Source organism: Clostridium sp. 1001275B_160808_H3, assembly GCF_015550425.1.
Lineage (GTDB): Bacteria > Bacillota > Clostridia > Clostridiales > Clostridiaceae > Clostridium.
Genome location: NZ_JADNAT010000001.1, coordinates 356,337 through 382,710, shown reverse-complemented (window position 1 = coordinate 382,710; position 26,374 = coordinate 356,337). Strand labels below are relative to the sequence as shown.

Below are 26,374 nucleotides of genomic sequence, written 5' to 3'. Positions count from 1 at the left end.
TTTAATTAATTAATCTTATTAATTATTGATTTTGAGGAGCATTATTAGAATTGTTGGTAAATGTAGAAATTTGATGCAAATAAATCTAATATTGATTGTATTAATTTAGTATAACTGGCAAGAATACAAAAAGGAGGTGTTGATATGGACCAAAATAAGAAAGATAAGGTAAAAGACTTTTTCAGAAAGGAGGGCTTTTATTTAGTACTATTCCTTTGTTTATGTGTAATTGCAACTGTTGCTGTTGTTACAACAAAGAAAAATAAAGCATTAGAACAAAGTAATAAATCACAAAATGAATTTACTTTAAATGTTGATGATAAAGCAACTTCAGAAGTACAAAAACAAAATGCTGATAGAGTTGAAAATACTCAAAATAATGAATTAGCAGAAGAAGAACAAAATGAAGTAGCATCTGCAGAAGAGGATGTTAATGTTTCTACAGGAACTAATGTAGAAGTGAGTTTTGCAAATCATTTAGATGGATCAATTGCAAGAGGATATTCTTATCCAAAACCACAAGCCATGAGTGATGGAAGTAGTAGAAATATTAGAGGAATAGACGTAAAAGCTAGCGTTGGAACAGAAGTTAAAGCCGCAGCTGTTGGCGAAGTAAAAGAAGTTTCAAGCAAAATCGAAGAAGGAAATTATGTAGTTATTGCCCATGCAAATGGATTATATACAAAGTATTGTAATTTATCCAAGGACATAAGGGTAAACGTTGGGGATAAAGTAACAGAAGAAACTGTTATAGGAACTGTAGGAGATAGTTCTAAAATATTTACAAATGGTGAATTTGGTGAACATTTAAATATTCAAGTTCAAGATGTAGATGGAAAAGACTTAGATCCAACAGCATATTTTACATTTAGTCAAGAATAATAAACATTCATCAGTCATTAATCTAAAATGACTGATGAATAATATTAAAATTTTATAGTCGCGTATTAATAAGTTATTCAAAGGGAGGTAATATTTTGAAAGATTATATAGAAGAAAGAGTTTTAGAAGTAGCAAAATATATTATAGATTCAAAAGATACAATCAGAAAAACTGCAAAAGTATTTGGAGTAAGTAAAAGTACTATTCATAAAGATATGACAGAAAGATTACCTAAGATAAATCCAGCTATAGCAGAACAAACTCATTCAATACTAGAATTAAATAAAGCTGAAAGACACATAAGAGGTGGAAAAGCTACCAAGATGAAATATAAGACTGCAGAGTAGTAATTGATTACAAAATTAAATACAAATATATTGAAGGATTACCATATTCCATATATAATAAGAAATAGAGCGAATATTGTAAAATAAGAGAGATTTCAAATATTATATAGTGCGAATAGAGTAGGAGTGAACAAGGAATGTGGTTTTGGAGAAGTAGGAGCGATTTAGGAATAGACTTAGGTACAGCGACTGTTTTAGTTTATGCAAAAGGTAAAGGAATAATATTAAAAGAACCGTCAGTTGTTGCAATAAATAAGAATAATAATAAAGTGCTTGCAGTTGGTGAAGAAGCAAGGAAAATGATTGGAAGAACTCCAGGTAACATTGTTGCGGTAAGACCGCTAAGAGATGGGGTTATATCAGATTATGATATAACAGAAAAGATGTTAAAAGAATTCATTAAAAAGGCGTATGGAAAGAGTAAGATTACAGCTCCTAAAGTAATGGTATGTGTTCCATCCCAAGCAACGGAAGTTGAAAAGAGGGCAGTAATTGATGCTGCAAGAAACTCTGGCGCTAAAAAAGTTCATTTAATAGAAGAACCCTTAGCTGCTGCAATAGGGGCAGGATTAGATATAACTAGGCCAAGTGGATCTATGGTGGTAGATATTGGTGGAGGTACTACTGATATAGCTGTAATATCACTTGGTGGAGTTGTTGTAAGATCATCTATTAAGGTAGCAGGTGATACTTTTGATGATGCAATAATAAAATATGTAAGAAATAAGTACAAGATAATGATAGGTGAGAAAACAGCAGAAGAATTGAAGGTGACTATAGGATCAGCATTTAAGGGATCAAGAAACTTAAATGCAAATATGAAGGGAAGAAATTTAATTACTGGGTTACCAGATGAGCTTTCTATTTCAACAGATGAAATAATATATGCATTAAAAGAATCAGTATCTTTAATTGTTGAAAGCGTTAAATCTGTATTGGAAAAAACACCACCTGAACTTGCTGCTGATATAATAGAGAGAGGGATACTAATGACAGGTGGAGGCTCTTTATTAGATGGATTAGATAAGCTAATAGAACATGAAACTGGTGTTACTGTTGAAGTTGCAAACAATTCAGTAGAAGCAGTAGCCGAGGGAACAGGCAAGGTCTTGGGATATTTAGACAAAATAGATACAAATTCTTCAGACAATGAAATATCATTAGTTGAGTAAATTATAGATACAATTAAATACATATATTAAATAGATAAAATTGTTAAAGGGGAGTTTAAAAACTCCCCTTTTGGTTGTGAGCAAGATTATATGCATGAATAATGGCAGATGATATTATTTTTGACATTTCCATGACTAAATGCAGACGAATACTTCTAGATGTAAAAAATTCAGCATTTTCACTAGAATCAATAATACCGATTATAGAAGCTATACCAACGTCAGGTAAATTTTTACCGACCCCTTTTCCAGGATGTATTGGATAATCTCTAGTATGTATTTCGCCAATAGAACTAGCTTCACCTAGGCAGGCATCTATTCCTATGATTAAAGCTTTGGGATGCAATTTATTAATTTCATTTAATTTATTATTTATATTAAGAGCATGTATTGGAGACTCTATAGTTCCGTACACTGGAAGAGGGAAATTTTTTTCTTTTAAAAATGTACCAACCATTGGACCTAAGCAGTCACCAATGCACTTATCAGTACCTATACATACAATTACAGTATTATTCGTAATATAGTCTTTGATAAATTTTGCTATTTCAATATGAGAATTATAAGAATTATATAATACTTTATGCTTCACTAAAAATTCACCTCCGCTTATACAATATATGTTTTGAAACTAATAAATATAATAAAATGTATAAAAAAACATAAAAAGGAAATTAATTAAATAAAAGGAGATGAATAAATATGAAAAAAATATTTTCTTATATAATTACTATAATTCTTGGAGCAAGTATCCCTATCTATTATCTATTAGTATGGAATCCATTAAAAAGTGAAGATGTTATAAGTAATAATTCTAAGGAAGTAACTACCGAAAAAAAACTACATAGTGATGAAACTCTAAATGAGCAAGATATATCAAAAGAGGAGAAGCAAAAAAAAGTAGATAATAATTTAAAAAGATTTAATATTAAAGAGGAATCTAATAATAATATTAATTCTAATGAAAATATAATAGAAAGTGATAGCAAAATAGAAGGGTTAACAATAAAGGAAAGTGATATTGAAAATAATTTATTTGCAGAACTTGAAAAAAGTGAAAAGTTAGAAGTAGATAGAATGTTAAAAAGTTTATCTATTATAGATATAGTTAAATTAAATGATCATTTTTCTAATAAATATGATAATGATAATGTAAAAGAAGGGATTTTATTAGTAAAAAAGAGAATGTCGTTATTGGATTATGAAGAATTTATGGAGATTATAAGTAGATATATTGATTTAAATATTATTGAAGACGAAGTTTAATATTTTAAATATTAGTCAGAATATATATTTCAGTTTTAGAGTAAAAATTGAATAATCAGTAATATTAAATAGGTAATTATATTACTTTGAATGAATTAAATTTTAGGACAATATAAGACAATAAAAAATGATATTAGTATTAAATAGGAGAAAATTAAAGAAATATAGAAAATAATGAATATAATCTTGTTAAATGAGTGAATAACGCACTTGAAATTAGTATGCAATAAATATATACTAGTCATTGTCAGTTGAGGCGATAATGTTTACTTAACTGAAATTAAATAAATTTTAATGGGGGAGTTCCCGAGTGGCCAAAGGGGGCAGACTGTAAATCTGTTACGTTTCGTTTCGATGGTTCGAATCCGTCCTCCCCCACCATATAAAATTTGTTTAGAATGAAATAATAATATGCTGGCATGGCTCAACGGTAGAGCAGCTGACTTGTAATCAGCAGGTTGTAGGTTCGATTCCTATTGCCAGCTCCATAAAATGGGGGAGTTCCCGAGTGGCCAAAGGGGGCAGACTGTAAATCTGTTACGTTTCGTTTCGATGGTTCGAATCCGTCCTCCCCCACCATTTTATAATATTAATATGGAAGCATAGCTCAGCTGGGAGAGCATCTGCCTTACAAGCAGAGGGTCACAGGTTCGATCCCTGTTGTTTCCACCATTTTAAAAAATAAATATGCTGGCATGGCTCAACGGTAGAGCAGCTGACTTGTAATCAGCAGGTTGTAGGTTCGATTCCTATTGCCAGCTCCAATAATATGGGGGAGTTCCCGAGTGGCCAAAGGGGGCAGACTGTAAATCTGTTACGTTTCGTTTCGATGGTTCGAATCCGTCCTCCCCCACCAAAAAAGACAAGAATTCTTGTCTTTTTTTATTTGTAAATAAGCTAGAACTTTATAATTAAAAAGTTTAAATATGCAATGAATTTATATTTTTTAGTTGACTATGAATATTAAAAGTGATATACTCTAAAAGGTAAAATTTGATATTAGTTCTTATCCAGAGAGGCGGAGGGAAATGGGCCCGATGAAACCCGGCAACCTACTTCATTAAATTTGAGTGTGGTGCCAATTCCTGCAAAGTAATTTTGCAAGATAAGAAAGATTAAGATTTTTAACATCTCTTCTTATCGAAGAGATTTTTTTATTTTATAAATTAATTTAGTTTAGAATTAATATAGTTTAGAATTAATATCAAATAAAATGAAAGGAGAAATGGAAATGAAAAGATTATTTACATCAGAATCAGTTACAGAAGGGCATCCAGATAAAATTTGTGATCAAATTTCAGATGCAGTATTAGATAGTATTTTAGCTAAGGATCCTATGGCAAGAGTTGCTTGTGAAACAGCAGTTACGACAGGAATGGTACTAGTTATGGGTGAAATATCAACTAATTGCTATGTTGATATTCCAAAGTTAGTTAGAGAAACAGTAAAAGAAATTGGATATGATAGAGCTAAATATGGTTTTGACTGTGAAACATGTTCAGTTTTAACATCAATAGATGAGCAATCAGGCGATATAGCTATGGGAGTAGATGAAGCTTTAGAATCAAGATCAGGAGAAAAGGATGATGTTGAATCAGTTGGAGCTGGAGATCAAGGTATGATGTTTGGTTTTGCAACGAATGAAACAGAAGAATATATGCCATTACCAATAGCTATGGCTCATAGATTATCAAGAAGATTATCAGAGGTAAGAAAGAACGGAACTTTACCATACTTAAGACCAGATGGAAAGACTCAAGTTACTGTTGAATATGATGATAATAAGGTTGTAAGAATAGATGCAATAGTAATATCAACACAACATAGTGAAGAGGTATCTCAAGAGCAAATAAGAAAAGATTTAATGGAACATGTAATTAAAGCTGTAGTACCAGCTGAACTATTAGATGATAGTACTAAGTATTACATTAATCCAACTGGAAGATTTGTTGTTGGTGGGCCACAAGGAGATAGTGGATTAACTGGAAGAAAGATAATAGTTGATACCTATGGTGGATATGGAAGACACGGTGGGGGTGCTTTTTCAGGAAAAGATCCAACTAAGGTTGATAGATCAGCAGCTTATGCAGCTAGATGGGTTGCTAAGAACTTAGTTGCAGCAGGAATTGCAGATAAATTAGAAATTCAATTAGCTTATGCTATTGGAGTAGCTAAGCCTGTATCAATAGAAATAGATACATTTGGAACAGGAAAGAAATCAGAGGAAGAAATAGTTTCAATAGTTGAAAAAGTATTTGATTTGAGACCAGGCGCTATAATAAGAGATTTAGAATTAAGAAGACCAATTTACAAGCAAACAGCTGCATATGGTCACTTTGGAAGAAATGATTTAAACTTACCTTGGGAAGCTTTAAATAAGGTAGAAGAAATAAAAAAATATATTTAAAATAAAAAATGCTCCAATTTATGATTGGAGCATTTTTTATTTATACTAGTATTTTACCAGAAACTATTACATTTTTTATGTTTATATCTTCGTCAAATAAAACTAAATCAGCATCGTAGCCTTCTTTTACAAGACCTTTTTTATCTTCAACTTTACAATGTCTAGCAGCATTGAAAGTAGCCATTTTTACAGCTTCATTTAATGGAAGACCAACATTTTTATATACATTTTTAATTGCCTTATCTAAAGTCAAGATTGAACCCGCTAAGCTTCCACTTAAAAGCCTTGCAGCACCGTCTTTAACAACAACATCTTGACCACCTAATGTATACATTCCATTAGGCATTGCACAAGCCATCATAGCATCAGTAACTAATAATACTTTATCAGTTGTCTTTTGATTATAAGCTATTCTAAGTGATGGATATGATATATGAATACCATCAGAAATTGTTTCTGTAGTTATCTCGCTATCAAATATAGCGCCTACAACTCCAGGTTCCCTATGAGCAAATGGTGTCATTGCGTTAAATAAATGAGTTGAGTGACAGCAGCCACATTTAATGCCTTCCATAGCTTCGTCATAGGTAGCTTTTGTATGTCCAATAGAGCAAACTATTCCTTTTTTTGACAATTCCTTTATTAATTCTTTAGCACCAGGAACTTCAGGGGCAATTGTTATTGATACGACAGCATCTTCAGCATCTCCGACAAGAGCATTAAAGTTCTCAAGAGTTGGAGGGATTAAAAAATTAGGATTTTGTGCACCAATAGCTTTTGGACTAATGAAAGGACCTTCAAGGTGAGCTCCTAAAACAATAGCGCCATCAGTACCATTTTCTTTAGCTTCTTTTATAACACCCATAGATTTTCTTACATCATCTACTGATACTGTCATTGTAGTTGGAGTGAAAGCAGTAGTCCCATGCTTAACTATAGTTTTAGAAATTTCATTTATTGCTTCAAATGTACCATCCATTGTGTCATGTCCACCTGCACCGTGGATATGAACATCTATAAATCCTGGAGATAGATATAGACCTTCTGCGTCTATTACTTCAGAATCATTAATATTACTAGGATTTATTTCCTTTATTTTTCCATTTTCGATTAAAACGGATCCTTTTTCTATCTTATCAAGATATACTATATTACAATTTTTAATTAACATATGAGCACCTCCACATTTTTTTATATAAATTTCAATTAAAAGCTATAACATTAAAAGCTAGAATGGTATAAATAGCTATAAAACGTATTCAAAAATAGTATAAAATTGAAATAATATAAAGCTTATTATTTATATAAGTTAGTACACTTATTTATTTAATTATAGCACACTAAATATAGTATAATTAATATAAATGTATAATCTTTATTACAACTTATATATGATATAATTATATAATAAAAATAGTGAGATTAAAATATTATTGGAAGATTTGGAGAGATAACATGGAATGTCTAAACGGAATAGTAGAATCTATTGTATTCAAGAGTGATGATACAGGGTATGTTGTATCAAAAGTAAGGATAGATAAAGATTGTATAAATGCAGTTGGAATAGTTCCTTTTTTAAAAGAAGGGCAACATGTTAAGTTAAAAGGGCAATGGGTACTTCATAAACAATTTGGACGTCAGTTTAATATAGAGGAATATGAAGAAGTATTACCAAATTCCGTAGAAGGAATAAAAAAATATTTAAGTACAGGTATAATTCATGGAATAGGTCCTATAACTGCTAAAAAGATTGTGGATAAATTTAAAGAAGAAACTTTAGATATATTAGAAAATCACATTGAGAGACTTCAAGAAATTGAAGGTATTGGTGAAAAAAAATTTAGGATAATTTATGAATCTTATATAGAACAAAAGGATTTAAAAGATATAATAATTTATTTCCAAGGCCATGGTATGACTACCAATCAATGTATAAAAATATATAAAAAGTTCGGTGTAGATGCCAAGGCTATTGTATCAGAAAATCCTTATATTCTTTGTGATGAGATTTCAGGAATAGGATTCATAACGGCAGATAGAATAGCCAAAAGCTTAGGGATAGAGTCTATTTCACCATTTAGAATACAAAGTGGAATAAGATATATATTAAATCAATTTTCAGCATCAGGTAATACATACATGCCTAAAAGTAATTTAATTGATGAGGTATCTAAAATATTAGGTGTACCAGGGCAAATGGTAGAAGAAAACTTATATAACTTAGCATTAGAAACAAAAATAAAAATAGAGAAAATTAATGACATAGAAGCAGTTTTTTCTTTACCATATTATTATTGTGAATTAGGTGTTACAAATAAGATAATAACATTAAGCATAGAAAATTTTAGAACGATAAATTCAGATGTTGAATTCGAGATCGAAGCATTTGAAAGAAAAAATAAAATAAAATTTGCAAATTCCCAAAGAGAGGCTATCGTAGGTGCTTTTGAAAATGGTATAGAGATAATAACTGGAGGGCCTGGAACTGGAAAAACTACAATTATAAAATCTATCATAGAAATATATGAAAATAATGGCATGAAGGTTTTATTAGGAGCACCAACAGGAAGAGCAGCTAAGAGAATGACTGAATCTACTGGTAGAGAAGCAAAAACAATTCATAGATTATTAGAAATGGGAGTAAGTGAAGATGAAAATTCTTATTATGGCAAGGGAGAATCGGAACCTTTAGAAGCGGATGTAATTATAATAGATGAGGCATCTATGATAGATATAATGCTTATGCATAGTTTGCTTAAAGCAATAAAGCTTGGAACAAGATTAATAATAGTTGGCGACGTAGATCAATTGCCATCAGTTGGTGCAGGAAATGTGCTAAAGGATTTAATAGAAAGTAACTTTATAAAAGTTGTAAGGCTTAAAGATATTTTTAGACAAGGGGAAGAAAGTCTTATTGTAACAAATGCACATAAAATTAATAATGGTGAAATGCCATATATAAATAGAAGGGATGGAGATTTCTTCTTTGAAAATAAAGAAGATGTAGATTTAATACTAAATACCATAATAGATTTAATAAATAGAAGATTACCTAACTTCAAAAAATCATGGGATAAATATAGAGATATTCAAATATTAACACCTACAAGAAAAGGTATATTAGGAGTGCAAAACTTAAATAATAAACTTCAAGAAGTTTTAAATCCTAAGTCACCTAGCAAAAAAGAGAAAGAATTGAAAGAAGTTGTTTTTAGAGAAGGTGATAAAGTAATGCAGACTAAAAATAATTATTCTTTAAAATGGATTAGAGTCAATGGAAGTGGGGAGAATGAAGGTGTAGGCGTTTTTAATGGAGATATGGGCTTTATTCAAAGTATAAATGAAGAGGAAAAAACAATTACTATAATTTTTGATGATGAGAGAAAAGTAATTTATGATTACATATATTTAGATGAATTAGAGTTAGCATATGCAATTACTATACATAAAAGCCAAGGAAGTGAGTTTAAAGTAGTAATTACTCCTGCGTTTATGGGTTCACCATTATTAATGAATAAAAATTTATTATACACAGCTATAACTAGAGCAAAAGAGCTTGTAGTAGTTGTAGGTATTCCAAAAGCTTTAAAGTATATGGTATCTAATACAAGAAGTATGGAGAGATATTCTTCACTTAGAGATAGAATAATAGATATTACAAATCAAGATATGTTTAGTGAATAAATAAGGAGAGGTTAAATGTTAGATAAAAAATTAATAAACCTAAAAGAGTTTAATAATTGTACATCTAAGATAAATAAATGGTATACAAAACAATCAAAAATACTAACTATAATAACTAATCCATATAATAGTACATCTATATTTTTACCCTTAATAAAATTGCTACTAGAACAAAATAAGAAAGTATTATATGTGTGGTCAGGAACAAATTTTAATAAAGAAATAATAGAAAATTTAAAAAATAGTAATTATAAATTTAAATATTCATATATAGAAGAAAATGAAGGAAATGATGATTTAGTTTTTGTAAATTTTAAAAATATTAATAAAATAAATAATTGTTATGAATTATGTATAATTGATGATATAAGTATATATTCAGTTATTTCAAAAGAGGAGTTTAGACAATCTGTTGAATACTTATATTTATGTAGTAAAAGAATGATAATATTTTCTATAGAAAAAGTAGTTAATATGGGAAGATTAATATCTGTTTCCGATTTAACTAGAGATAAACCATTTGTAGAGCCTAGAATAATCGTAACTAGAGTAAAATTAGATGAAGATATGCCTTATACACTATATGATTATTTAATGTGGTTTAAAAATGATAATCGTAAGGTTATAATATATGTTCCTAATGAAGAAAAAATTAATAAATTATTCGATTATTATACACAAGAACTAAAGATAAAGGATGTAAAGATAATTAAATTTTTTAGGGGAGAAAATTTAAGGAAAATAGATCCTTTATATAAATTAAAAAATAAAAGTGTTTTTGTAATTACGAATAATATTAGAGAATATAAAATAGACTCAGAAAACATAGATATAGTTGCATTATTCTCAGATGAAATATTCTATAGTTATAAAAAAATAATATATTTTTGTGCTGAAGTAGGAAAAAATATAAAGGGTAATAAAATAGGAGAAGTGATTTTAGTTGGAAAGGAAATATCAGAAGATATGGATTTGGCTAAAGAAATAACAAGGGGATATAATAAAGAAATATGGGAAAAAGGATTATTGAACTATTAAGAGAAATCATAGATGAGTTTCTGGATATAATATACCCGCCTACAACTAAATGTATTTCCTGTGATAATGAAGTTATAGGATTATGCCCAATATGTAAAAGTAAAATAATGAGAGTAAGGGAAGAATCTAAAGTATTATCATACGGATATTACAGTGGAGTAATGAAAAAATTAATACTTGAGTTTAAATACAATAAAAATTTTCTAGCTGGAAATATATTAGCAGATTATTTATGTGAGTTAATAAGTGAAAATAATATCAAAGCAGATGCAATATTTTTTATTCCTAGCAGTAAAAAAGCTTTAAAAGATAGAGGATTTAATCAATGTGAGTTTATGGCGCAAAAGATAAGTAGAAGACTAAATAAACCAATATATAGAGATTTAATTAAAGTGAAAAATATAAAAGAACAAAAAACTTTATCAAGGGAAGATAGATTAAAAAATATAGAAGGTGCCTTTGATGTTAAAAGTGATAAAAATATAAAAAATAAAAATATAATTTTAATAGATGATGTAATAACAACAGGAGCAACGTTAATTGAATGTGAAAAACTACTAAAAAAAAGTGGTGCTAAATCTATAAAAATGTTGACAGTTGCAAAAAGTTATATATAATAATAATGTAAAGTCTAGGTCTGTGGATGAAAGTCGATGCCAGTCGCAGGCGAAACGATCCACGTAAGTTTGGAAAAATTCCTAATGAGCATGGTGCGGTATAGAAGTAAGTCCTACCAAGAAAATTGAGAGGGTTAGTAGTGAGAGGTTAATTCCGAGTAGCAAAAGCTCCAGTAGGCGAGTGTGGGGGCAAAATCCAGGTCAGCTAGCTTTATAAAAAATAGCCATTAGTGTTTGCTAATGGCTATTTTTTATGTATATAAGAGTATAAAAATTTAAAAAATTTTCAAAATTAAAATATATAAAACAAGGAGTAAACAGAAGATTTATTGAGTAAAATAAAGTGAATTTTCTGCCAATTAATCATATTACTCTTGATTGAGAAGGTTTGTAAGTAGTATAATATAATCATAAAACAAATAATTTTAACACTACTGAGTAAGGTTTAAGCTTATAGAGAGGGGATGAACTTATATGAGAGTTTCAGTAATAGCAAAAAATACTACAGCAACACCAGCGTTAAAAGAAATGGTTGAGAAAAAGCTTTCCAAGGTAAAAAGATATTTTGATCCAGAGGTAGAAGCAAAGACTACTTTATCAGTGCAAAAAAATAAACAAAAGGTAGAAATAACAATACCATTTAATGGAATAGTTTTAAGAGCTGAAGAATCAACTGAGGATATGTACAAATCAATTGATTTAGTAGTTGCAAAGCTAGAAAGACAAATTAGAAAACAAAGAACGAAATTATCTAGAAGAAACCATGAGTCATTAAGATTCCCACAATTAGATGAAGTTGCTTTAAGTGACGAAGTTGCAGAAGCAAATGGAGAAGTTGTTAAAGTTAAAAAATTTGGAGTTAAGCCTATGTCTATTGAAGAAGCAGTACTTCAAATGGAGTTAGTAGGACATAATTTCTTTGTATATCAAGATTCAGAAGCAAATAAGATATGCGTTGTATATAAGAGAAAAGATGGAGATTATGGATTATTAGAACCAGATTATATTTAAAATTTTACGAATAGTATTTTTAATTAATAAAAGGAAGTGCAATGCACTTCCTTTTTAGTTATAATGTTATTAAAAGTAACATATTTATTGAATTAATTATTAGTAAAATGGTATAATTTATAAATGAAATTCAATAAATAAAATTTGATAAATAAAATACATGAAATTTGATAAATAAAATACATGTACATGATTAAACTAATTAATAAAATAAAACGATTGGAAGGAAAGTTATAATGGGATTTTTGGAAAAGTTATTTGGGTCATATAGTGAAAGAGAAGTTAAAAAACTACAAAAAATTGCAGATAGAATAGAAGCCTTAGATCAAACTATGCAAAGCTTATCAGATGATGAGCTTAAGGCAAAAACAGATGAATTTAAGAAAAGATTAGAAAATGGTGAAACTCTTGATGATATATTACCAGAAGCTTTTGCAGTTTGTAGAGAAGCTGCGTGGAGAGTTTTAGGTATGAAACATTATAGAGTCCAACTTATAGGTGGTATGGTTCTTCATCAAGGAAGAATTGCAGAAATGAAGACTGGTGAAGGTAAGACTTTAGTTGCAACATTGCCGTTATATTTAAATGCATTAACTGGAGAAGGAGTACATCTAGTAACAGTTAATGATTACCTAGCATCAAGAGACGTTGAATGGATGGGTAAATTATATAATTTCCTAGGATTAAGTACAGGATGTATAGTTCATGGGTTAACATCTGAGCAAAGAAGAGAAGCGTATGCTGCAGATATAACATATGGAACTAATAATGAGTTCGGTTTTGATTACTTAAGAGATAATATGGTAATTTATAAAGAAGAAAAAGTTCAAAGAAAACTAAACTTTGCAGTTGTAGATGAAGTTGACTCAATACTTATCGACGAAGCTAGAACACCACTTATTATTTCAGGAGCTGGAGAAAAATCAACTAAATTCTATAATGTTGCGGATAATTTTGTTAAGCAATTATTAGCTGAGACAGATTACACAATTGATGAAAAAGCTAATTCTGTAATGTTAACTGATTCAGGTGTAGAAAAAGCTGAAAGAGCATTTGGAATAGATAACTATGCAGATGCAGATCATTTAGAATTACAACACTATATAACTCAAGCATTAAAAGCAAACTATGGAATGAAGATAGATAAGGACTACATGGTAAAGGACGGTCAAGTAATAATAGTTGACGAATTTACTGGTAGACTTATGGAAGGTAGAAGATATTCAGATGGACTTCATCAAGCTATTGAAGCTAAGGAAGGCGTTAAAATAGAAAGAGAGTCAAAAACTCTTGCTACAATAACATTCCAAAACTATTTTAGAATGTATAATAAGTTATCAGGTATGACAGGTACAGCATTAACAGAAGAAAATGAATTTAGAGAAATCTACGCATTAGACGTTATAGTTGTTCCAACAAATAGACCTATTGCAAGAGTAGATAAAAGTGATTTAATCTATAAAAATACTAAAGGAAAGTATAATGCTATTATAGAAGAGATAATAGAATCTAATAAGAAAGGTCAACCAGTTCTAGTTGGTACAGTAAGTATAGAAAAATCAGAGTACTTATCTTCTTTACTAAAGAAAAGAGGAGTTAAGCACAAGGTACTTAATGCTAAATACCATGAACAAGAAGCTGAAATAATATCTCATGCTGGTGAGTTAGGTAGTGTTACTATTGCTACTAATATGGCTGGTAGAGGAACAGATATTAAGCTTGGAGAAGGAGTTAAAGAAGTTGGTGGACTAAAGATAATAGGTACAGAGAGACATGAATCAAGAAGAATAGATAACCAATTAAGAGGTAGATCTGGTCGTCAAGGAGATTCAGGAGAATCAGTATTCTATATTTCTTTGGAAGACGATTTAATGAGAATATTTGGATCAGAAAAGATTCAAGGATTGATGGATAAGTTAGGCTTAGAAGAAGATGAAGCTATTGATCATAAAATGGTAAGTAAAGCTATAGAAAATGCACAAAAGAAGGTTGAAGGTAATAACTTTGACATAAGAAAGAACCTTATCGGTTATGATGATGTTATGAATATGCAAAGAGAAGTTATTTATAAGCAAAGATCTGAAGTTTTAGAAGGTAAAGACTTAAGAGAGCAAATTAATGGAATGGTAAATGAAATAGTATCTGATGCGGTTAAAGCTCATTTAGATGGTTCAAATGAAAATATTGAAGAAGAAATAGGAAAGCTAATTCAATATTTAGAGGATATTTGCTTACCTCATGGAGTAGTTAAGGTTGAAGATTTAGCAGAATTATCTAATGATGAAATAATTAGTAAAGTGTTAGATATATTAATGAAAGTTTATCATGAAAAAGAAGAAGAATTTGGTGAAGAACACTTTAGAGAAGTTGAAAGAGTAATACTTCTTAGAGTAGTAGACCAAAAGTGGATGGATCATATAGATAACATGGATCACTTAAAACAAGGTATAGGGCTAAGAGCGTATAAGCAATTAGATCCAATACAAGCATACCAAATGGAAGGTAGTGCTATGTTTGAAGAAATGATAAATGGAATAAAGATAGATACAGTTAAATTCTTATTCCATATTCAAGTTCAAAAACCTGTTGAAAGAGAAAGAGTAGCAGAAGAGACAACAGCAAGCCATGGTGGAGACGATTCAGATGTAAAGAAGCAACCAGTTAAAAATGAACCTAAAGTAGGCAGAAATGATTTGTGTCCATGTGGAAGTGGTAAGAAGTATAAAAACTGTTGTGGAAGAGAAGTATAAAGAAGTGCCCTTTGGGCACTTTTTTAAAGCTAATAAGTTAATTTGAGTAAATTTAAAAAAGATAGGGTGATTATATGATAATTAAGTTAGAATCAGAATTAGCTAAGCTTAATGATATAAAGAAAGTTATAAAAGAAATGGGGGCTTCTCTTTGACAAAGAAGCACTTGAAAAGCAATTAAAAGAATTAGAACTTCAAATGCAAGAAAGTGGATTTTGGGAAGATATAAAAAGAGCAGAAGAAGTTACAAAAGAAAGCAAAAGAGTTAAAGATAAGATAGATCGATATGAATCATTAGTATCGAGAGTTGAAGATGTTGAGATACTATCAGAATTAATAGATGAAGAAGATGAAGAGTCTATAAATGAAGTTATAAGAGAGATAAGGTCTATAGAGAAAGATGTAGAGGAGTATAGAATAGAACTACTTTTATCAGGAGAGTATGATAGAAACGATGCTATATTAACCTTACATGCTGGAGTAGGTGGAAGTGATGCAAATGATTGGACTGAAATGCTACTTAGAATGTACACAAGATGGTGTGAAAAAAGAGGATTCAAGGTAGAAACTCTTGATTATTTAGAAGGTGATGAAGCTGGAATAAAGAGTGTAACATTAAAGGTAAAGGGTGAATTTGCATATGGATACTTAAAAGCTGAAAAGGGAGTTCATAGATTAGTAAGAATATCCCCTTTTAATGCAAATGGTAAAAGGCAAACTTCATTTGCATCAGTTGAAGTACTTCCAGAATTAACAAAAGACCAAGACATTGACATAAAAAGTGAAGATTTAAAAATAGATACTTATAGGGCAAGTGGAGCCGGTGGTCAACACGTAAATAAAACTGAATCAGCAATAAGAATAACACATATACCAACTGGAATAGTTGTTCAATGTCAAAGTGAAAGAAGTCAGTTTTCCAATAAAGATACAGCAATGGCTATGCTTAAATCTAAACTTATAGAGTTAAAAGAAAGAGCTCATAAAGAAAAAATAGAAGATTTAACAGGCGAATTAAAAGACATGGGATGGGGCAGTCAGATAAGATCATATGTGTTCCATCCATATAACATGGTTAAGGATCATAGAACTGGAGAAGAAACAGCTAACTTAAATTCAGTTATGAACGGAGAAATAGATAATTTTATTACGGCGTACTTAAAAAATAACAACTAAAAAATTTAACAAAAGTAAAGTGGGATTTATATATATCCCCTTTACTTTTAATATAGAATTAAAAAAGTAGTTACTTTATAATTTAAAGAAGTAACTACTTTTTATAATTTTAAAGAAGTAACTACTTTTATTAACTTATTTTTTTCTTTCTTATATAAGATATAAATGGTGCTGAAACTAGGAAGCCAAATATTATTGCAAATATTAATAATGAAGTTTTACCATGGAAAAATAAGGTGAGTGTTCCATAGCAAGATTCGTTTATCTTATCTTCTATAACGCTATATGCACTATTTATTGCACCAATACTTATATGATCAACAGTATCATTAGGTGTGTGAATCTTAGTCATATCACTATGACAAAAGCTTAAAGCATCTATACCTAAATTGTTAAAGCTAGCATGATCACTTGAATCTTCATAAACAACATTAGTATCTACATTATTCTTTTTAGAAATCTTTTCAACAGATTTAAGAAGTTCAGAATCCTTATCTTTATAAGAAGCTCCAAGCATTAAAGTAAGAGGATAATTATCACTACCTATCATATCAAAATTAATAACCTCAGCATCTTTTAGCTTTTCAAGATTATTTTCTGCAAAACTTTTAGAACCAAGTAATCCAAACTCTTCAGCATTTAAAGCTGCAAAAATTATATCTCTTTTAGGTGTTCCAAAGCTTGAAAGAGACCTTTGTAGCTCTAATAAAAATGCTGTTCCAGATGCATTATCTAAGGCACCGTAATAAGTGTTTTTAAGACCATCTTGACCTAAGTGATCATAATGAGCAGTTAAAACAAGAGGCGGAAGATTACTAGAAGATCCTTTTAATACACCAACTATGTTTACAAGTTCCTTTTCACAAGTTGAAAATGGTAAATTAACTGAAACAGTTAATCCAGATCTTACAGAATCTAATATTTTGTTATAAGTATCAGTAGTTATTAAAACAATCATATCATAAGGGAAATTACTCATAAATGAGCTTCTAAATGAAAAATCATTATTAGGAGCTACGTAAAATAAACAATTTCCTTCATCTGTTACAACTTCTATTGACGTTGTATAGATATTTACTTTATCATCTTCAGAAAAACTTAAACTATTAATCTTGAAGTTAATCATATCTTCTTTATAGTCAACGCCGTATTTTAAAGTTTCAACTACTTCGTCATCTAATGATATTTTAAGATAGGGAGAGCTATTATTATTTATTGGACAGAGTGTTTTAAAGCTCTCTTTATAACTTTCATTAAGTGGAACTAATTTGTTATCCTCAAAGTTTTTTCTAATTATTTCTCCAATAAGTAAATTACCGTCACTACCAGCTAGTCTACCACCATAAGTTTCAGAAGAAAATACCGCAATATTTTCTTTTACATTATTAGCGTCAAAAGGCGAATATGTAAAATTAAAAAATATAGAAATAGATAAAAATACTATGCTAGTAACTAGCGATACAGAATAAAACAATTTTCTTTTCATAAAATATACCTCAAATAATAGTTATACTTAATACTATTACTTGAGGCATGAGATTATGAAAAAAATAAAAATAAGGATATTACTTTAGGCTTTTTTATAAACTAGTTCTATAAATCCATAAATTAGGGAACAAAGAATACATATATAAATCAGGATATTTATTTGGTTTGAAACTATTGAAAAAACGCCGCCAACTATTGATGAAAATAATATTATGCAATTTATAAACTTAGATAGCCCAGATTTATTTACGATTATTTCTTTTGTGGATGAAATAAGTATAAGTATTAATGTTAAGAAATATAATACATACTTTAAAGTAGTTGAGAATTCAATAACATAATACTCGTTTAGTATAATAAATACTATAAAAAAGATAAGAAGGATACTTATTATTTTATTAATTATCATTATAAATTTATTCATACAACCACCCATTTGTAAAAATTTTACAATTATATTATAAACTTAATTTTACATAATATCAACATTGTACTTAAAGTAAATATTAAATATTTATTTTATATATTCTATAAAATAAATTATATGGTACATAAAAGTATGATATTGTATTATAATATCATTATGTAAATTTTGGAGAAAAATTTTTATTATAGCTTAGGAGGACTTTATGGTAGATATTGTTGAAAGATTGTCATCAGAATTAGGGATAAGTATAACTCAAGTAAATAATGTAATATCATTGCTTGATGATGGAAATACTGTTCCTTTTATTTCAAGATATAGAAAAGAACAAACTGGTGCTTTAAGTGATGAAGTATTAAGAAAATTTCAAGAGAGACTTATATATCTTAGAAATTTAAAAGAAAGAAAAGAGGATGTTTTAAGACTTATAGATGAACAGGGAAAACTAAATGATGATATAGTAAAAGCCTTAGAAGCTTCAAAGACTCTAACTGAGGTGGAAGATATATATAGACCTTATAAACAAAAGAAGAGAACAAGAGCAACTATGGCATTAGAAAGGGGATTAAAGCCACTTGCAGATATTATATCAAATGGTGAGTTTAATGCTGATTTAAATAGTGAAGCACTTAGATTCGTTGATGAAGAAAAAGGAGTTAATAGTAAAGAAGATGCAATTAATGGAGCTTTAGATATAATAGCAGAAGAAATATCTGATGAAGCAAAATATAGAAAGTGGATAAGAGAATTAGTATTCAAAGAAGGAAAGATACAATCAACAGGTGAAAGTGATGAACATACACCGTTTGAAATGTACTATGATTATAGTGAAGAAATTGCTAAGATACCACCGCATAGAATTTTAGCTATAAATAGAGGAGAAAAGGAGAAGGTATTATCAGTAAAAATAGCAGTAAATGAAGATAAAATAATAAGTTATTTAGAAAATGAAATATTAAGAAATAATAACATTACTGATGAGTACTTAAAATTAGCAATAAGAGATTCTTTAAAAAGGTTAATATATCCATCTATAGAAAGAGAAGTTAGAAGCGAGCTTACCAATATAGGTGAAGAAGGTGCTATAAAAATCTTTAAGGAAAATTTAAAAGCATTATTAATGCAACCACCTATAAAGGGAAAAGTAGTTATGGGATATGATCCTGGATTTAGAACAGGATGTAAGATAGCTATATTAGACAATACTGGAAGGTTTTTAGATAAGTCAACAGTATATCCGACAGCTCCACAAAACAAAGTTAAGGAAACTAAAGACATACTAAAGGATTTAATTAAGAAGTATAATGTAGAAGTAATTTCATTAGGAAATGGAACTGCTTCAAGAGAATCAGAAGAAGTAGTATCTGAAATAATATCAGAAATAAAAAAGGAAACAGGAAAAGAAATAGCATATGTTATAGTTTCAGAGTCAGGTGCGTCTGTTTATTCAGCATCAGAGCTTGCTACTAAGGAATATCCAGATTTAGATGTTACAGTGAGAGGCGCAATATCTATAGGAAGAAGATTACAAGATCCTATGGCTGAGCTAGTTAAGATTGATCCTAAAGCTTTAGGGGTTGGCCAATATCAGCATGATGTTACACCTAAAAGACTTGACGAATCATTAAAGGGTGTTGTTGAAGATTCTGTTAATAAAGTTGGAGTAGATTTAAATACTGCAACACCATCATTACTTACTTATGTTGCTGGCATAAATTCAAGTATAGCAAATAATATAGTAAGTTATAGAGATGAAACTGGTGGATTTAAAAATAGAAAAGAGTTATTAAAGGTAAAAAGACTTGGACAAAAAGCTTATGAGCAATGTGCAGGGTTCTTAAGAGTTATGGAAAGTGATGAACCTTTAGACAACACATCAGTTCATCCAGAATCTTATGAAGCTGCCAGAAATTTAATTCAATTATTAGGATATACAAAAGAAGATTTAAAAGAAAATAAGCTTAAAGATATAGATGAAAGAGTAAAAGATAAAGGGATAGCTAATATTTCTAAAGAGTTAGAAATTGGTGAACTTACTTTATCAGATATAATAAAAGAGCTTAAAAAACCAGGGCGTGATCCAAGAGAAGAGATGCCAAAGCCTATTTTAAAGACTGGAGTAATTGATTTAAAAGATTTATCAGAAGGCATGATACTTATGGGAACAGTAAGAAATGTATCAGACTTTGGAGCCTTTGTTGATATTGGAGTCCATCAAGATGGCCTTGTTCATAAAAGCCAAATGGCTAATAGATTTGTAAAACATCCATTAGACGTTGTTAAAGTCGGCGATATAGTAAAAGTTAAAATATTAGAAGTAGACAGCAAGAGAAATAGAATATCACTATCAATGAAAGACATTACTGAATAATATATAACAATTGTTAAAAAAGATACTTGCAAAAAGGCATAGTAAGTCATATAATATGAGTATAAATAAATTATCTTCAGGGCGGGGCGTGATTCCCCACCGGCGGTATAGCCCGCGAGCTAAGTTTTAGCATGATTCGGTGAAACTCCGAGGCCGACAGTATAGTCTGGATGAAAGAAGGTAAGTGGTTAGATATTGCTTGATATTTATTTTAAGCACATCTTATTTCTTATGGATTTTGAGCCCTGATGTATTTTAATATATCAGGGCTTTTTTAGTTGTTAATATGTATTTAATTAAGAGAAGATGGGCAAATTAATAAAGCGAATTGTTAAATTAATATCATTTAAATGATATGATCTAACCTATTGCCCCAGTGGATAGACTTTTGGGAGGAGAAATAATGAATAGTCAACAAAACAGAAACCTAAACAAATTTATTAAAATTTCACTTTTAGGTGCAATAGCAGTAGTGCTTATGTACTTTGATTTTCCAATACCGTTTTTACCATTTCCATGGCTTAAAATTGATTTAAGTGATATTCCAGCACTTATGGGAGCATTTGCTTTTGGGCCTATGGCAGGTATTGCTGTAGAATTGATAAAGAATTTATTAATTCTAATAGTTAAGGGAACATCAACGTATTTTGTTGGAGAACTTGCTAATTTTATAGTAGGGGTATCTCTGGTAGCTCCAGCAGCATGGGTTTATCATAGAAATAAAAGTAGAAAAAATGCATTACTTGGAATGGCATTAGGAACATTATCAATAGAAGTTATAGGAATACTAGCAAATGTTTATTTATTATTACCTGCATTTGGAATGAATATGGTAAAAGATGAACTGATTCAATATGTTACTATAGGATTATTACCTTTTAATGGAATAAAGGCTATATTAGTATGTGGGATAACATACGTATTATATAAAAGAGTTTCTTCATCTATTTTTAAAGTAGATTCAAATTTAGATAATTCTAGAAAAAGTAAATTAAATTCAATATAAAATAATAAAGCTAACTATTATATTTTTAATAGTTAGCTTTATTATTTTATATTAGCGCTCTTTTTTAAGTATTTATTTTGATACATTTTATTATCAATGCAATTGAAAAAATCATATATGTTATCAAAATCATTAGAATAAATACAGTATGCAAAACTAAATTTAATAGTATATTTACTATGAGAATTATGAGATTCAATTAAAGAGTTTAATAAATTTAACTTAGTTTCAATCTTTTGTTCAGAGGTATTTTCTAAAATAATTATAAATTCATCGCCACCCATTCTAATAATTTTAGATTTTTTTCCAAAGGATTTATTTAATATAAGAACAAAATCCTTAAGAACATCATCACCAGCTTGATGTCCATAAGTATCATTTATAGATTTAAAGTCATCTAAATCTATATTTAGAGCACCTAGTTCAGATAGGTTGATATTAAATGTATTTACTTTAGAAATAAAGCTATTAAAATAATTTCTGTTAAAAGCTTCAGTTAAAGGGTCGGTTTCTAATAATTCTTGTTGAACTAAAATATAAGTAAATACAAGAATAGTTGTGATACTAGCCCAAAGGAATAGGCATTGGGGTATTAATAACTGTATTGCAAATGCCAATATTGGCAAAATATAAAGTATATGTAAAAACTTAATGTTATCTCTAGAGATATTATTCCTTTCTTTTATTAAAATTAAATAACTATTTATATAATAAAAGGCACAAGTTATTAATGGTGTTATAAAAAAGTTTTCATGTTGATATAAATTTGAATTACTAATAGAGAAAATTATATCGTACTTTAAATTTATAATAAGTAATATAGTATTTATTACTAGAGGGATTTCAAAATAACTTATTTTTGTTTTAGGTATAAAGATTTTTTTACTCATCCAAATAGATAAATATTTATTCCACATATATAGTGGAATTGGTGAAATTATAAATAATAGAGTATTAATTAGTTTATTAACAAATATAAATTTAAAATTTAATATATTTATACTTACAAAAATCTTTAAAATTTCTAAAACTAGTATTACAGAAATCAAAGAACATATATTTACGAATAGTTTATTAGATAATTTTTTCATATCGAGCTTTACATAACTATGAAAAATAAGCATAAGTAATGTAAAAAGGCTCATTATATTAACTTGAGTTTGTATAATCTTATCCATTTTTATTCCTTCCGATATATAGATATAATAATTACTTATAGTATATGTATGAAGGACTCTATATATTGATAAAATTATTCTAAGAATCCCAACCATATAAAACTAGTTGAAACAGTAATTAAATATGATATAATGTAAATCAGTTATGTATGAAATTAGAGAAAAATTCACTTATAATAATATAAAAATTAAAATAAATATTACGAAGTAAGAATAATATATGATCTTTTTAAAGGAATTAGCTCAACTTTAAATTTTATTTGGGCAGTTTCTTTTTTTATATAATTATAAAATGTTTCTACATATTAAGAAAATAAATTTGATTCAAAAAAGATTCAATAAAAAATAAGGAGAGGTGATTAAATGAGAACACAAGAATTACTTGCAAAAGAACCAATAGGAAAATTATTATTAAAGTATTCTGTACCAGCTATAATAGGAATGATTGTAAATGCATTATATAACGTAGTTGATAGAATTTTTATAGGGAATATACCAGGGGTAGGGTCTTTAGCTATTACTGGTGTTGGTGTAACAATGCCTATTACAACTATTATACTTGGATTTGCTATGCTTATTGGAGTAGGTGCTACAACAACTATTTCTATAAAACTTGGGCAAGGGAAGAAAGAAGAAGCAGCTAAAGTAATTGGGAATGCAATAACATTATCAGTTATTTTAGCGTTAATAATAACTGTTGTAGGACTAGTTTTTGGAGATATAATTTTAACAAAGTTTGGTGCTAGTGATGAAACTTTATATTATGCCAAAGCTTACATATATATAATTTTATTAGGAACAGTATTTAATATGGTTGCATTTACTCTAAACAATACTATAAGGGGAGATGGAAATCCTAAACTAGCAGCAACTATTATGGTAATTGGATGCATAACTAATATAATTTTAGATGCAGTATTTATATTTACATTTAATATGGGAATACAAGGTGCAGCAGTGGCTACAATAATATCTCAATTTGCAACAGCAGTTATAGGTTTAGGGTATTATATTAGTGGAAGGTCTAATTTAAGATTTGTTAAATCAAGTCTGAAGTTAGATAAACAAATAACTTTAAAAATATTGGCAATTGGAGCAGCACCATTTGCTATGCAAATAGCAGCAAGTTTAGTTCAAGTTATTGCGAATAATGTTCTTAAAGCATATGGAACTGATTTAGCTATAGGTGCTATGGCAACTATATCGTCTGTAAGTTTAATGTGTTTAATGCCTATCTTTGGAATAAATCAAGGAGCACAGCCTATAATTGGGTTTAATTATGGAGCAAAACAAGTAGAAAGAGCTCAAAAGGCATTTAAACTTTCAGCAACAGTAGCTACACTAATATTAGTAATTGCATTTATTGGAGTTCAAGCATTCCCGGAAGCTATAATAGGAGTATTTAATAAGGATCCTAAGTTTATGGATATATCAGTTAAGGGAATGAGAATATATCTACTTATGCTTCCAATAGTGGGAATATCAATAACTGGTTCAAATTACATACAATCCATAGGAGAAGCTAAAACTGCAATGTTTTTAAGTTTACTTAGACAGGTAATTTTATTGGTTCCTTTTATAATTATTCTTCCAAGAACGTTTGGATTAGGCTTAGATGGAGTGTGGATTGCCCAACCAGTAAGTGATGTATTATCAACTGTAATAACGATTTTTATATTAGTAAAAAGTATGAAAGTTAAAGAAGAAGTTGAAGAAGAATTGCTTGGAGAAGTAAATTAATAAGAAACAGGTATAAACAGTAAAGTTTATACCTGTTTCTTATTATAAAAGTAAGTCATTAAAAGGGCATCTTCCTTATTATCTTCATAATATCCTTTTCTAAGACCATTTTCTATAAAAGAAAATTTCTTGTATAGATTTTGAGCAGAAATATTTGAAACTCTAACCTCTAGGTTTACTAGTGAACAATTTAAATCTTCACAAAGATCTATTAAACAAGAAAGTAGTTTACTTCCAATTCCAAGCTTTCTATAGTTTGGATGGACAGCTATATTCGTTATATCAGCTTCGCCGACAACTATCCAAACTCCAACAAATCCAACTATTAAATTTGTTTCTATATCTTTTGCAACTATGTACTTTGCCAAAGGATTATTTAATTCACCAGTAATAGAACTTTTGCTCCAAGGAGTAGAAAAACATAAATTTGTAATATCTAAGACACCATCAACATCATTTTCATTCATCAAGTTATAGCTTATTTTCATTTTCTAATGCTAACCTTTTTTCTAATTCTCTTTGTGCTTGAGGTTTTTTTAGATAAAAAGGAGACGAGTTTAATTCATCAGACTCATTATTTAATAATAATTTTATACCTAAATCTCCTAATGATGATGCTCTTATTATGCTAAGGTGATTAGGTGCAAAGTAGGCATTAGGGAGATTGTTTGACAAATATTCTTTATGCTTAGTTAAGCCGTCTCCAGTAAATATTACTTTTTCACCTTTTTCCTTTAGAATTTCGATTAATTCATCTAAATCAAATGCCGAATAATCCGTTAATTTTTCTAAGTTACCGTTATTATTTTTATATAGACATGTATAAACGCTGTCTCTTAAAGCATCCATTATAGGGCAAATAATACCATCAAAATTTATAAGGGAATATGCAAGGGCATCCAAGCTTGAAATGCTAATATAGGGCTTGTTTGAACCAAAGCTTAAACCTTTAACTGTAGCCATGCCTATTCTTAGTCCAGTAAATGATCCAGGGCCTTTTGATACGATAAATCCGTCTATATCATCAATTGATAGATTAGAATCTTTTAATAATTTATCGATCATGTCCATTATTAATGTAGAGTGTTCCATTTTATTATTTAATGTATATTCTGCTATTAAGTTATTTTCATCTAAAAGAGCTGCTGTTGCTACTTTAGAGGCTGAATCTATACTTAAAACTATCATAAGACTAACTCCTTTATATAATTATATTTTTCTCCATATGGAGTAATAGAAATTTTTCTGAAGTTTTCACCTCTTGATAAGTCCTTTTCTATTAATATATGTAAGTACTCTTTAGGTAAAATCTCTTCTATGTAATTTGCCCATTCAATTATAGAAACACCATCAGAAAATATATAATCATCAAATCCTATGGCATAAATTTCATCAGGATCACTTACTCTATAAACATCAAAGTGGTATAATTTTAATCTTCCTGAATCATATTCATTTACAATAGTAAATGTTGGACTCGTTATATGATCATCAATATCTAAACCTTTAGCTATTCCTTTAGTTATATGAGTTTTTCCTGTTCCTAAATCGCCAGTTAAGCAAACTATATCACCAGGGTTTAGTAATTTACCTATGGAAAAACCAATTTTTGTTGTTTCTTCAATATCATTAACATAAAAATGCATAAATAGACTCCTTTCTAAATATTCTATATTCATATATTCTATCCAAAATACGAAAAAAAAGAAAGATAAAATAATATACATAATATGGCAAATTTGGTTTGTGTGTAGTAAAATAATAATATAATTGGAATTGTAATTAAGATGTAATAGAATTGTAATTTTTATTTATCA

General features: G+C 29.0%; 21 protein-coding genes, 6 tRNA genes and 2 riboswitches. Of the genes, 20 read left to right on the top strand and 7 right to left on the bottom strand.

Annotated elements, in window-relative coordinates:
- The first annotated feature begins 144 nt into the window (after positions 1 to 144).
- The 3 genes from I2A75_RS01835 (at position 145) to mreB (ending at position 2,401) form a co-directional block, all read left to right on the top strand.
- Positions 145 to 882, top strand: coding sequence for a M23 family metallopeptidase (locus I2A75_RS01835; protein ID WP_195262753.1), 738 nt, complete (start codon positions 145 to 147; stop codon positions 880 to 882).
- A gap of 95 nt (positions 883 to 977) precedes the next feature.
- Positions 978 to 1,229, top strand: coding sequence for a sporulation transcriptional regulator SpoIIID (gene spoIIID, locus I2A75_RS01830; protein WP_195262752.1), 252 nt, complete (start codon positions 978 to 980; stop codon positions 1,227 to 1,229).
- A 137-nt stretch (positions 1,230 to 1,366) separates the two neighbouring features.
- Positions 1,367 to 2,401 carry a rod shape-determining protein MreB gene (gene mreB / locus I2A75_RS01825; RefSeq protein WP_195262751.1) on the top strand — a complete coding sequence of 345 codons (1,035 nt, stop codon included), beginning with the start codon at positions 1,367 to 1,369 and terminating at the stop codon, positions 2,399 to 2,401.
- A gap of 55 nt (positions 2,402 to 2,456) precedes the next feature.
- Here the strand turns inward: mreB and yyaC are convergent, their stop codons facing one another.
- Positions 2,457 to 2,993, bottom strand: a complete 537-nt coding sequence (yyaC, locus tag I2A75_RS01820; protein WP_195262750.1) for a spore protease YyaC — start codon at positions 2,991 to 2,993, stop codon at positions 2,457 to 2,459.
- A 110-nt stretch (positions 2,994 to 3,103) separates the two neighbouring features.
- Here yyaC and I2A75_RS01815 point away from each other — a divergent pair, with 110 nt between their 5' ends.
- The 8 genes from I2A75_RS01815 to metK all read left to right on the top strand — a co-directional run bounded on the left by I2A75_RS01815 (position 3,104) and on the right by metK (position 6,074).
- Positions 3,104 to 3,667, top strand: a complete 564-nt coding sequence (locus tag I2A75_RS01815; RefSeq protein WP_195262749.1) for a hypothetical protein — start codon at positions 3,104 to 3,106, stop codon at positions 3,665 to 3,667.
- Positions 3,668 to 3,963: 296 nt separating this feature from the next.
- A tRNA-Tyr gene (locus I2A75_RS01810) sits at positions 3,964 to 4,048 on the top strand.
- A gap of 32 nt (positions 4,049 to 4,080) precedes the next feature.
- Positions 4,081 to 4,155 (top strand) — tRNA-Thr (locus I2A75_RS01805).
- A gap of 6 nt (positions 4,156 to 4,161) precedes the next feature.
- A tRNA-Tyr gene (locus I2A75_RS01800) sits at positions 4,162 to 4,246 on the top strand.
- 17 nt (positions 4,247 to 4,263) lie between these two features.
- Positions 4,264 to 4,339, top strand: a tRNA-Val gene (locus I2A75_RS01795).
- A gap of 17 nt (positions 4,340 to 4,356) precedes the next feature.
- A tRNA-Thr gene (locus I2A75_RS01790) sits at positions 4,357 to 4,431 on the top strand.
- A 7-nt stretch (positions 4,432 to 4,438) separates the two neighbouring features.
- Positions 4,439 to 4,523 (top strand) — tRNA-Tyr (locus I2A75_RS01785).
- A gap of 147 nt (positions 4,524 to 4,670) precedes the next feature.
- Positions 4,671 to 4,779, top strand: a riboswitch (SAM riboswitch).
- 119 nt (positions 4,780 to 4,898) lie between these two features.
- Positions 4,899 to 6,074, top strand: a complete 1,176-nt coding sequence (gene metK / locus I2A75_RS01780; protein WP_243241917.1) for a methionine adenosyltransferase — start codon at positions 4,899 to 4,901, stop codon at positions 6,072 to 6,074.
- A gap of 40 nt (positions 6,075 to 6,114) precedes the next feature.
- Here the strand turns inward: metK and nagA are convergent, their stop codons facing one another.
- Entirely contained in the window at positions 6,115 to 7,245 is a 1,131-nt protein-coding gene (gene nagA, locus I2A75_RS01775) for an N-acetylglucosamine-6-phosphate deacetylase (protein ID WP_195262748.1), read from the bottom strand.
- Between the two features lie 284 nt (positions 7,246 to 7,529).
- On the opposite strand from nagA, the gene I2A75_RS01770 reads away from it, so the two are divergent.
- From I2A75_RS01770 to prfB, 6 genes are all read left to right on the top strand, one after another.
- Entirely contained in the window at positions 7,530 to 9,758 is a 2,229-nt protein-coding gene (locus I2A75_RS01770; RefSeq protein WP_195262747.1) for an ATP-dependent RecD-like DNA helicase, read from the top strand.
- A 15-nt stretch (positions 9,759 to 9,773) separates the two neighbouring features.
- Positions 9,774 to 10,796 carry a hypothetical protein gene (locus I2A75_RS01765; RefSeq protein ID WP_195262746.1) on the top strand — a complete coding sequence of 341 codons (1,023 nt, stop codon included), beginning with the start codon at positions 9,774 to 9,776 and terminating at the stop codon, positions 10,794 to 10,796.
- Complete coding sequence (locus I2A75_RS01760) at positions 10,769 to 11,413, top strand: ComF family protein (RefSeq protein ID WP_195262745.1); 645 nt, start codon at positions 10,769 to 10,771, stop codon at positions 11,411 to 11,413. The genes I2A75_RS01765 and I2A75_RS01760 overlap by 28 nt, the downstream gene beginning before the upstream one ends.
- Positions 11,414 to 11,887: 474 nt before the next feature.
- Complete coding sequence (raiA, locus tag I2A75_RS01755) at positions 11,888 to 12,424, top strand: ribosome-associated translation inhibitor RaiA (protein WP_195262744.1); 537 nt, start codon at positions 11,888 to 11,890, stop codon at positions 12,422 to 12,424.
- A 236-nt stretch (positions 12,425 to 12,660) separates the two neighbouring features.
- Positions 12,661 to 15,174, top strand: coding sequence for a preprotein translocase subunit SecA (gene secA / locus I2A75_RS01750; RefSeq protein WP_195262743.1), 2,514 nt, complete (start codon positions 12,661 to 12,663; stop codon positions 15,172 to 15,174).
- A gap of 74 nt (positions 15,175 to 15,248) precedes the next feature.
- Positions 15,249 to 16,350 (top strand): peptide chain release factor 2 gene (gene prfB, locus I2A75_RS01745; RefSeq protein WP_195262742.1). Its coding sequence is split into 2 segments (ribosomal slippage): positions 15,249 to 15,326 and positions 15,328 to 16,350, totalling 1,101 coding nucleotides; the frame shifts between segments, so codons are not numbered across the junction.
- 130 nt (positions 16,351 to 16,480) lie between these two features.
- On the opposite strand, the gene I2A75_RS01740 is transcribed toward prfB, so the two are convergent.
- Positions 16,481 to 17,836: a M28 family metallopeptidase gene (locus I2A75_RS01740; RefSeq protein ID WP_195262741.1), complete on the bottom strand. Its 1,356-nt coding sequence runs from the start codon at positions 17,834 to 17,836 to the stop codon at positions 16,481 to 16,483.
- Positions 17,837 to 18,467: 631 nt separating this feature from the next.
- Between I2A75_RS01740 and I2A75_RS01735 the strand changes: the two genes are divergently transcribed.
- Together I2A75_RS01735 and I2A75_RS01730 are read left to right on the top strand one after the other, a co-directional pair.
- Positions 18,468 to 20,633, top strand: a complete 2,166-nt coding sequence (locus tag I2A75_RS01735; protein WP_195262740.1) for a Tex family protein — start codon at positions 18,468 to 18,470, stop codon at positions 20,631 to 20,633.
- 68 nt (positions 20,634 to 20,701) lie between these two features.
- A riboswitch (FMN riboswitch) is annotated at positions 20,702 to 20,819 on the top strand.
- 217 nt (positions 20,820 to 21,036) lie between these two features.
- Positions 21,037 to 21,639 carry an ECF transporter S component gene (locus tag I2A75_RS01730; protein ID WP_195262739.1) on the top strand — a complete coding sequence of 201 codons (603 nt, stop codon included), beginning with the start codon at positions 21,037 to 21,039 and terminating at the stop codon, positions 21,637 to 21,639.
- A gap of 41 nt (positions 21,640 to 21,680) precedes the next feature.
- Here the strand turns inward: I2A75_RS01730 and I2A75_RS01725 are convergent, their stop codons facing one another.
- A complete protein-coding gene (locus I2A75_RS01725; RefSeq protein ID WP_195262738.1) occupies positions 21,681 to 22,817 on the bottom strand; it encodes a GGDEF domain-containing protein in 1,137 nt (378 codons plus the stop codon).
- 363 nt (positions 22,818 to 23,180) lie between these two features.
- Between I2A75_RS01725 and I2A75_RS01720 the strand changes: the two genes are divergently transcribed.
- On the top strand, positions 23,181 to 24,557 hold the full coding sequence (locus tag I2A75_RS01720; protein ID WP_195262737.1) for an MATE family efflux transporter: 1,377 nt from the start codon (positions 23,181 to 23,183) through the stop codon (positions 24,555 to 24,557).
- A gap of 26 nt (positions 24,558 to 24,583) precedes the next feature.
- Here I2A75_RS01720 and rimI read toward each other — a convergent pair whose 3' ends face one another.
- The 3 genes from rimI to tsaE are packed head-to-tail and all read right to left on the bottom strand — an operon-like array spanning position 24,584 to position 26,203.
- Positions 24,584 to 25,045, bottom strand: a complete 462-nt coding sequence (rimI, locus tag I2A75_RS01715; protein ID WP_195262736.1) for a ribosomal protein S18-alanine N-acetyltransferase — start codon at positions 25,043 to 25,045, stop codon at positions 24,584 to 24,586.
- Positions 25,029 to 25,745 (bottom strand): tRNA (adenosine(37)-N6)-threonylcarbamoyltransferase complex dimerization subunit type 1 TsaB, encoded by a 717-nt coding sequence (gene tsaB / locus I2A75_RS01710; RefSeq protein WP_195262735.1) that lies wholly within the window; start codon positions 25,743 to 25,745, stop codon positions 25,029 to 25,031. The genes rimI and tsaB overlap by 17 nt, the downstream gene beginning before the upstream one ends.
- Positions 25,742 to 26,203 (bottom strand): tRNA (adenosine(37)-N6)-threonylcarbamoyltransferase complex ATPase subunit type 1 TsaE, encoded by a 462-nt coding sequence (gene tsaE / locus I2A75_RS01705; protein WP_195262734.1) that lies wholly within the window; start codon positions 26,201 to 26,203, stop codon positions 25,742 to 25,744. The genes tsaB and tsaE overlap by 4 nt, the downstream gene beginning before the upstream one ends.
- Between the last annotated feature and the right edge of the window lie 171 nt (positions 26,204 to 26,374).

Coding starts and splice junctions, on each gene's coding strand:
- I2A75_RS01835 (WP_195262753.1), top strand. CDS start 145: ATGGACCAAAATAAGAAAGATAAGGTAAAAGACTTTTTCAGAAAGGAG.
- mreB (WP_195262751.1), top strand. CDS start 1,367: ATGTGGTTTTGGAGAAGTAGGAGCGATTTAGGAATAGACTTAGGTACA.
- I2A75_RS01815 (WP_195262749.1), top strand. CDS start 3,104: ATGAAAAAAATATTTTCTTATATAATTACTATAATTCTTGGAGCAAGT.
- metK (WP_243241917.1), top strand. CDS start 4,899: ATGAAAAGATTATTTACATCAGAATCAGTTACAGAAGGGCATCCAGAT.
- nagA (WP_195262748.1), bottom strand. CDS start 7,245: ATGTTAATTAAAAATTGTAATATAGTATATCTTGATAAGATAGAAAAA.
- I2A75_RS01770 (WP_195262747.1), top strand. CDS start 7,530: ATGGAATGTCTAAACGGAATAGTAGAATCTATTGTATTCAAGAGTGAT.
- I2A75_RS01765 (WP_195262746.1), top strand. CDS start 9,774: ATGTTAGATAAAAAATTAATAAACCTAAAAGAGTTTAATAATTGTACA.
- I2A75_RS01760 (WP_195262745.1), top strand. CDS start 10,769: ATGGGAAAAAGGATTATTGAACTATTAAGAGAAATCATAGATGAGTTT.
- raiA (WP_195262744.1), top strand. CDS start 11,888: ATGAGAGTTTCAGTAATAGCAAAAAATACTACAGCAACACCAGCGTTA.
- secA (WP_195262743.1), top strand. CDS start 12,661: ATGGGATTTTTGGAAAAGTTATTTGGGTCATATAGTGAAAGAGAAGTT.
- I2A75_RS01740 (WP_195262741.1), bottom strand. CDS start 17,836: ATGAAAAGAAAATTGTTTTATTCTGTATCGCTAGTTACTAGCATAGTA.
- I2A75_RS01735 (WP_195262740.1), top strand. CDS start 18,468: ATGGTAGATATTGTTGAAAGATTGTCATCAGAATTAGGGATAAGTATA.
- I2A75_RS01730 (WP_195262739.1), top strand. CDS start 21,037: ATGAATAGTCAACAAAACAGAAACCTAAACAAATTTATTAAAATTTCA.
- I2A75_RS01725 (WP_195262738.1), bottom strand. CDS start 22,817: ATGGATAAGATTATACAAACTCAAGTTAATATAATGAGCCTTTTTACA.
- I2A75_RS01720 (WP_195262737.1), top strand. CDS start 23,181: ATGAGAACACAAGAATTACTTGCAAAAGAACCAATAGGAAAATTATTA.
- rimI (WP_195262736.1), bottom strand. CDS start 25,045: ATGAAAATAAGCTATAACTTGATGAATGAAAATGATGTTGATGGTGTC.
- tsaB (WP_195262735.1), bottom strand. CDS start 25,745: ATGATAGTTTTAAGTATAGATTCAGCCTCTAAAGTAGCAACAGCAGCT.
- tsaE (WP_195262734.1), bottom strand. CDS start 26,203: ATGCATTTTTATGTTAATGATATTGAAGAAACAACAAAAATTGGTTTT.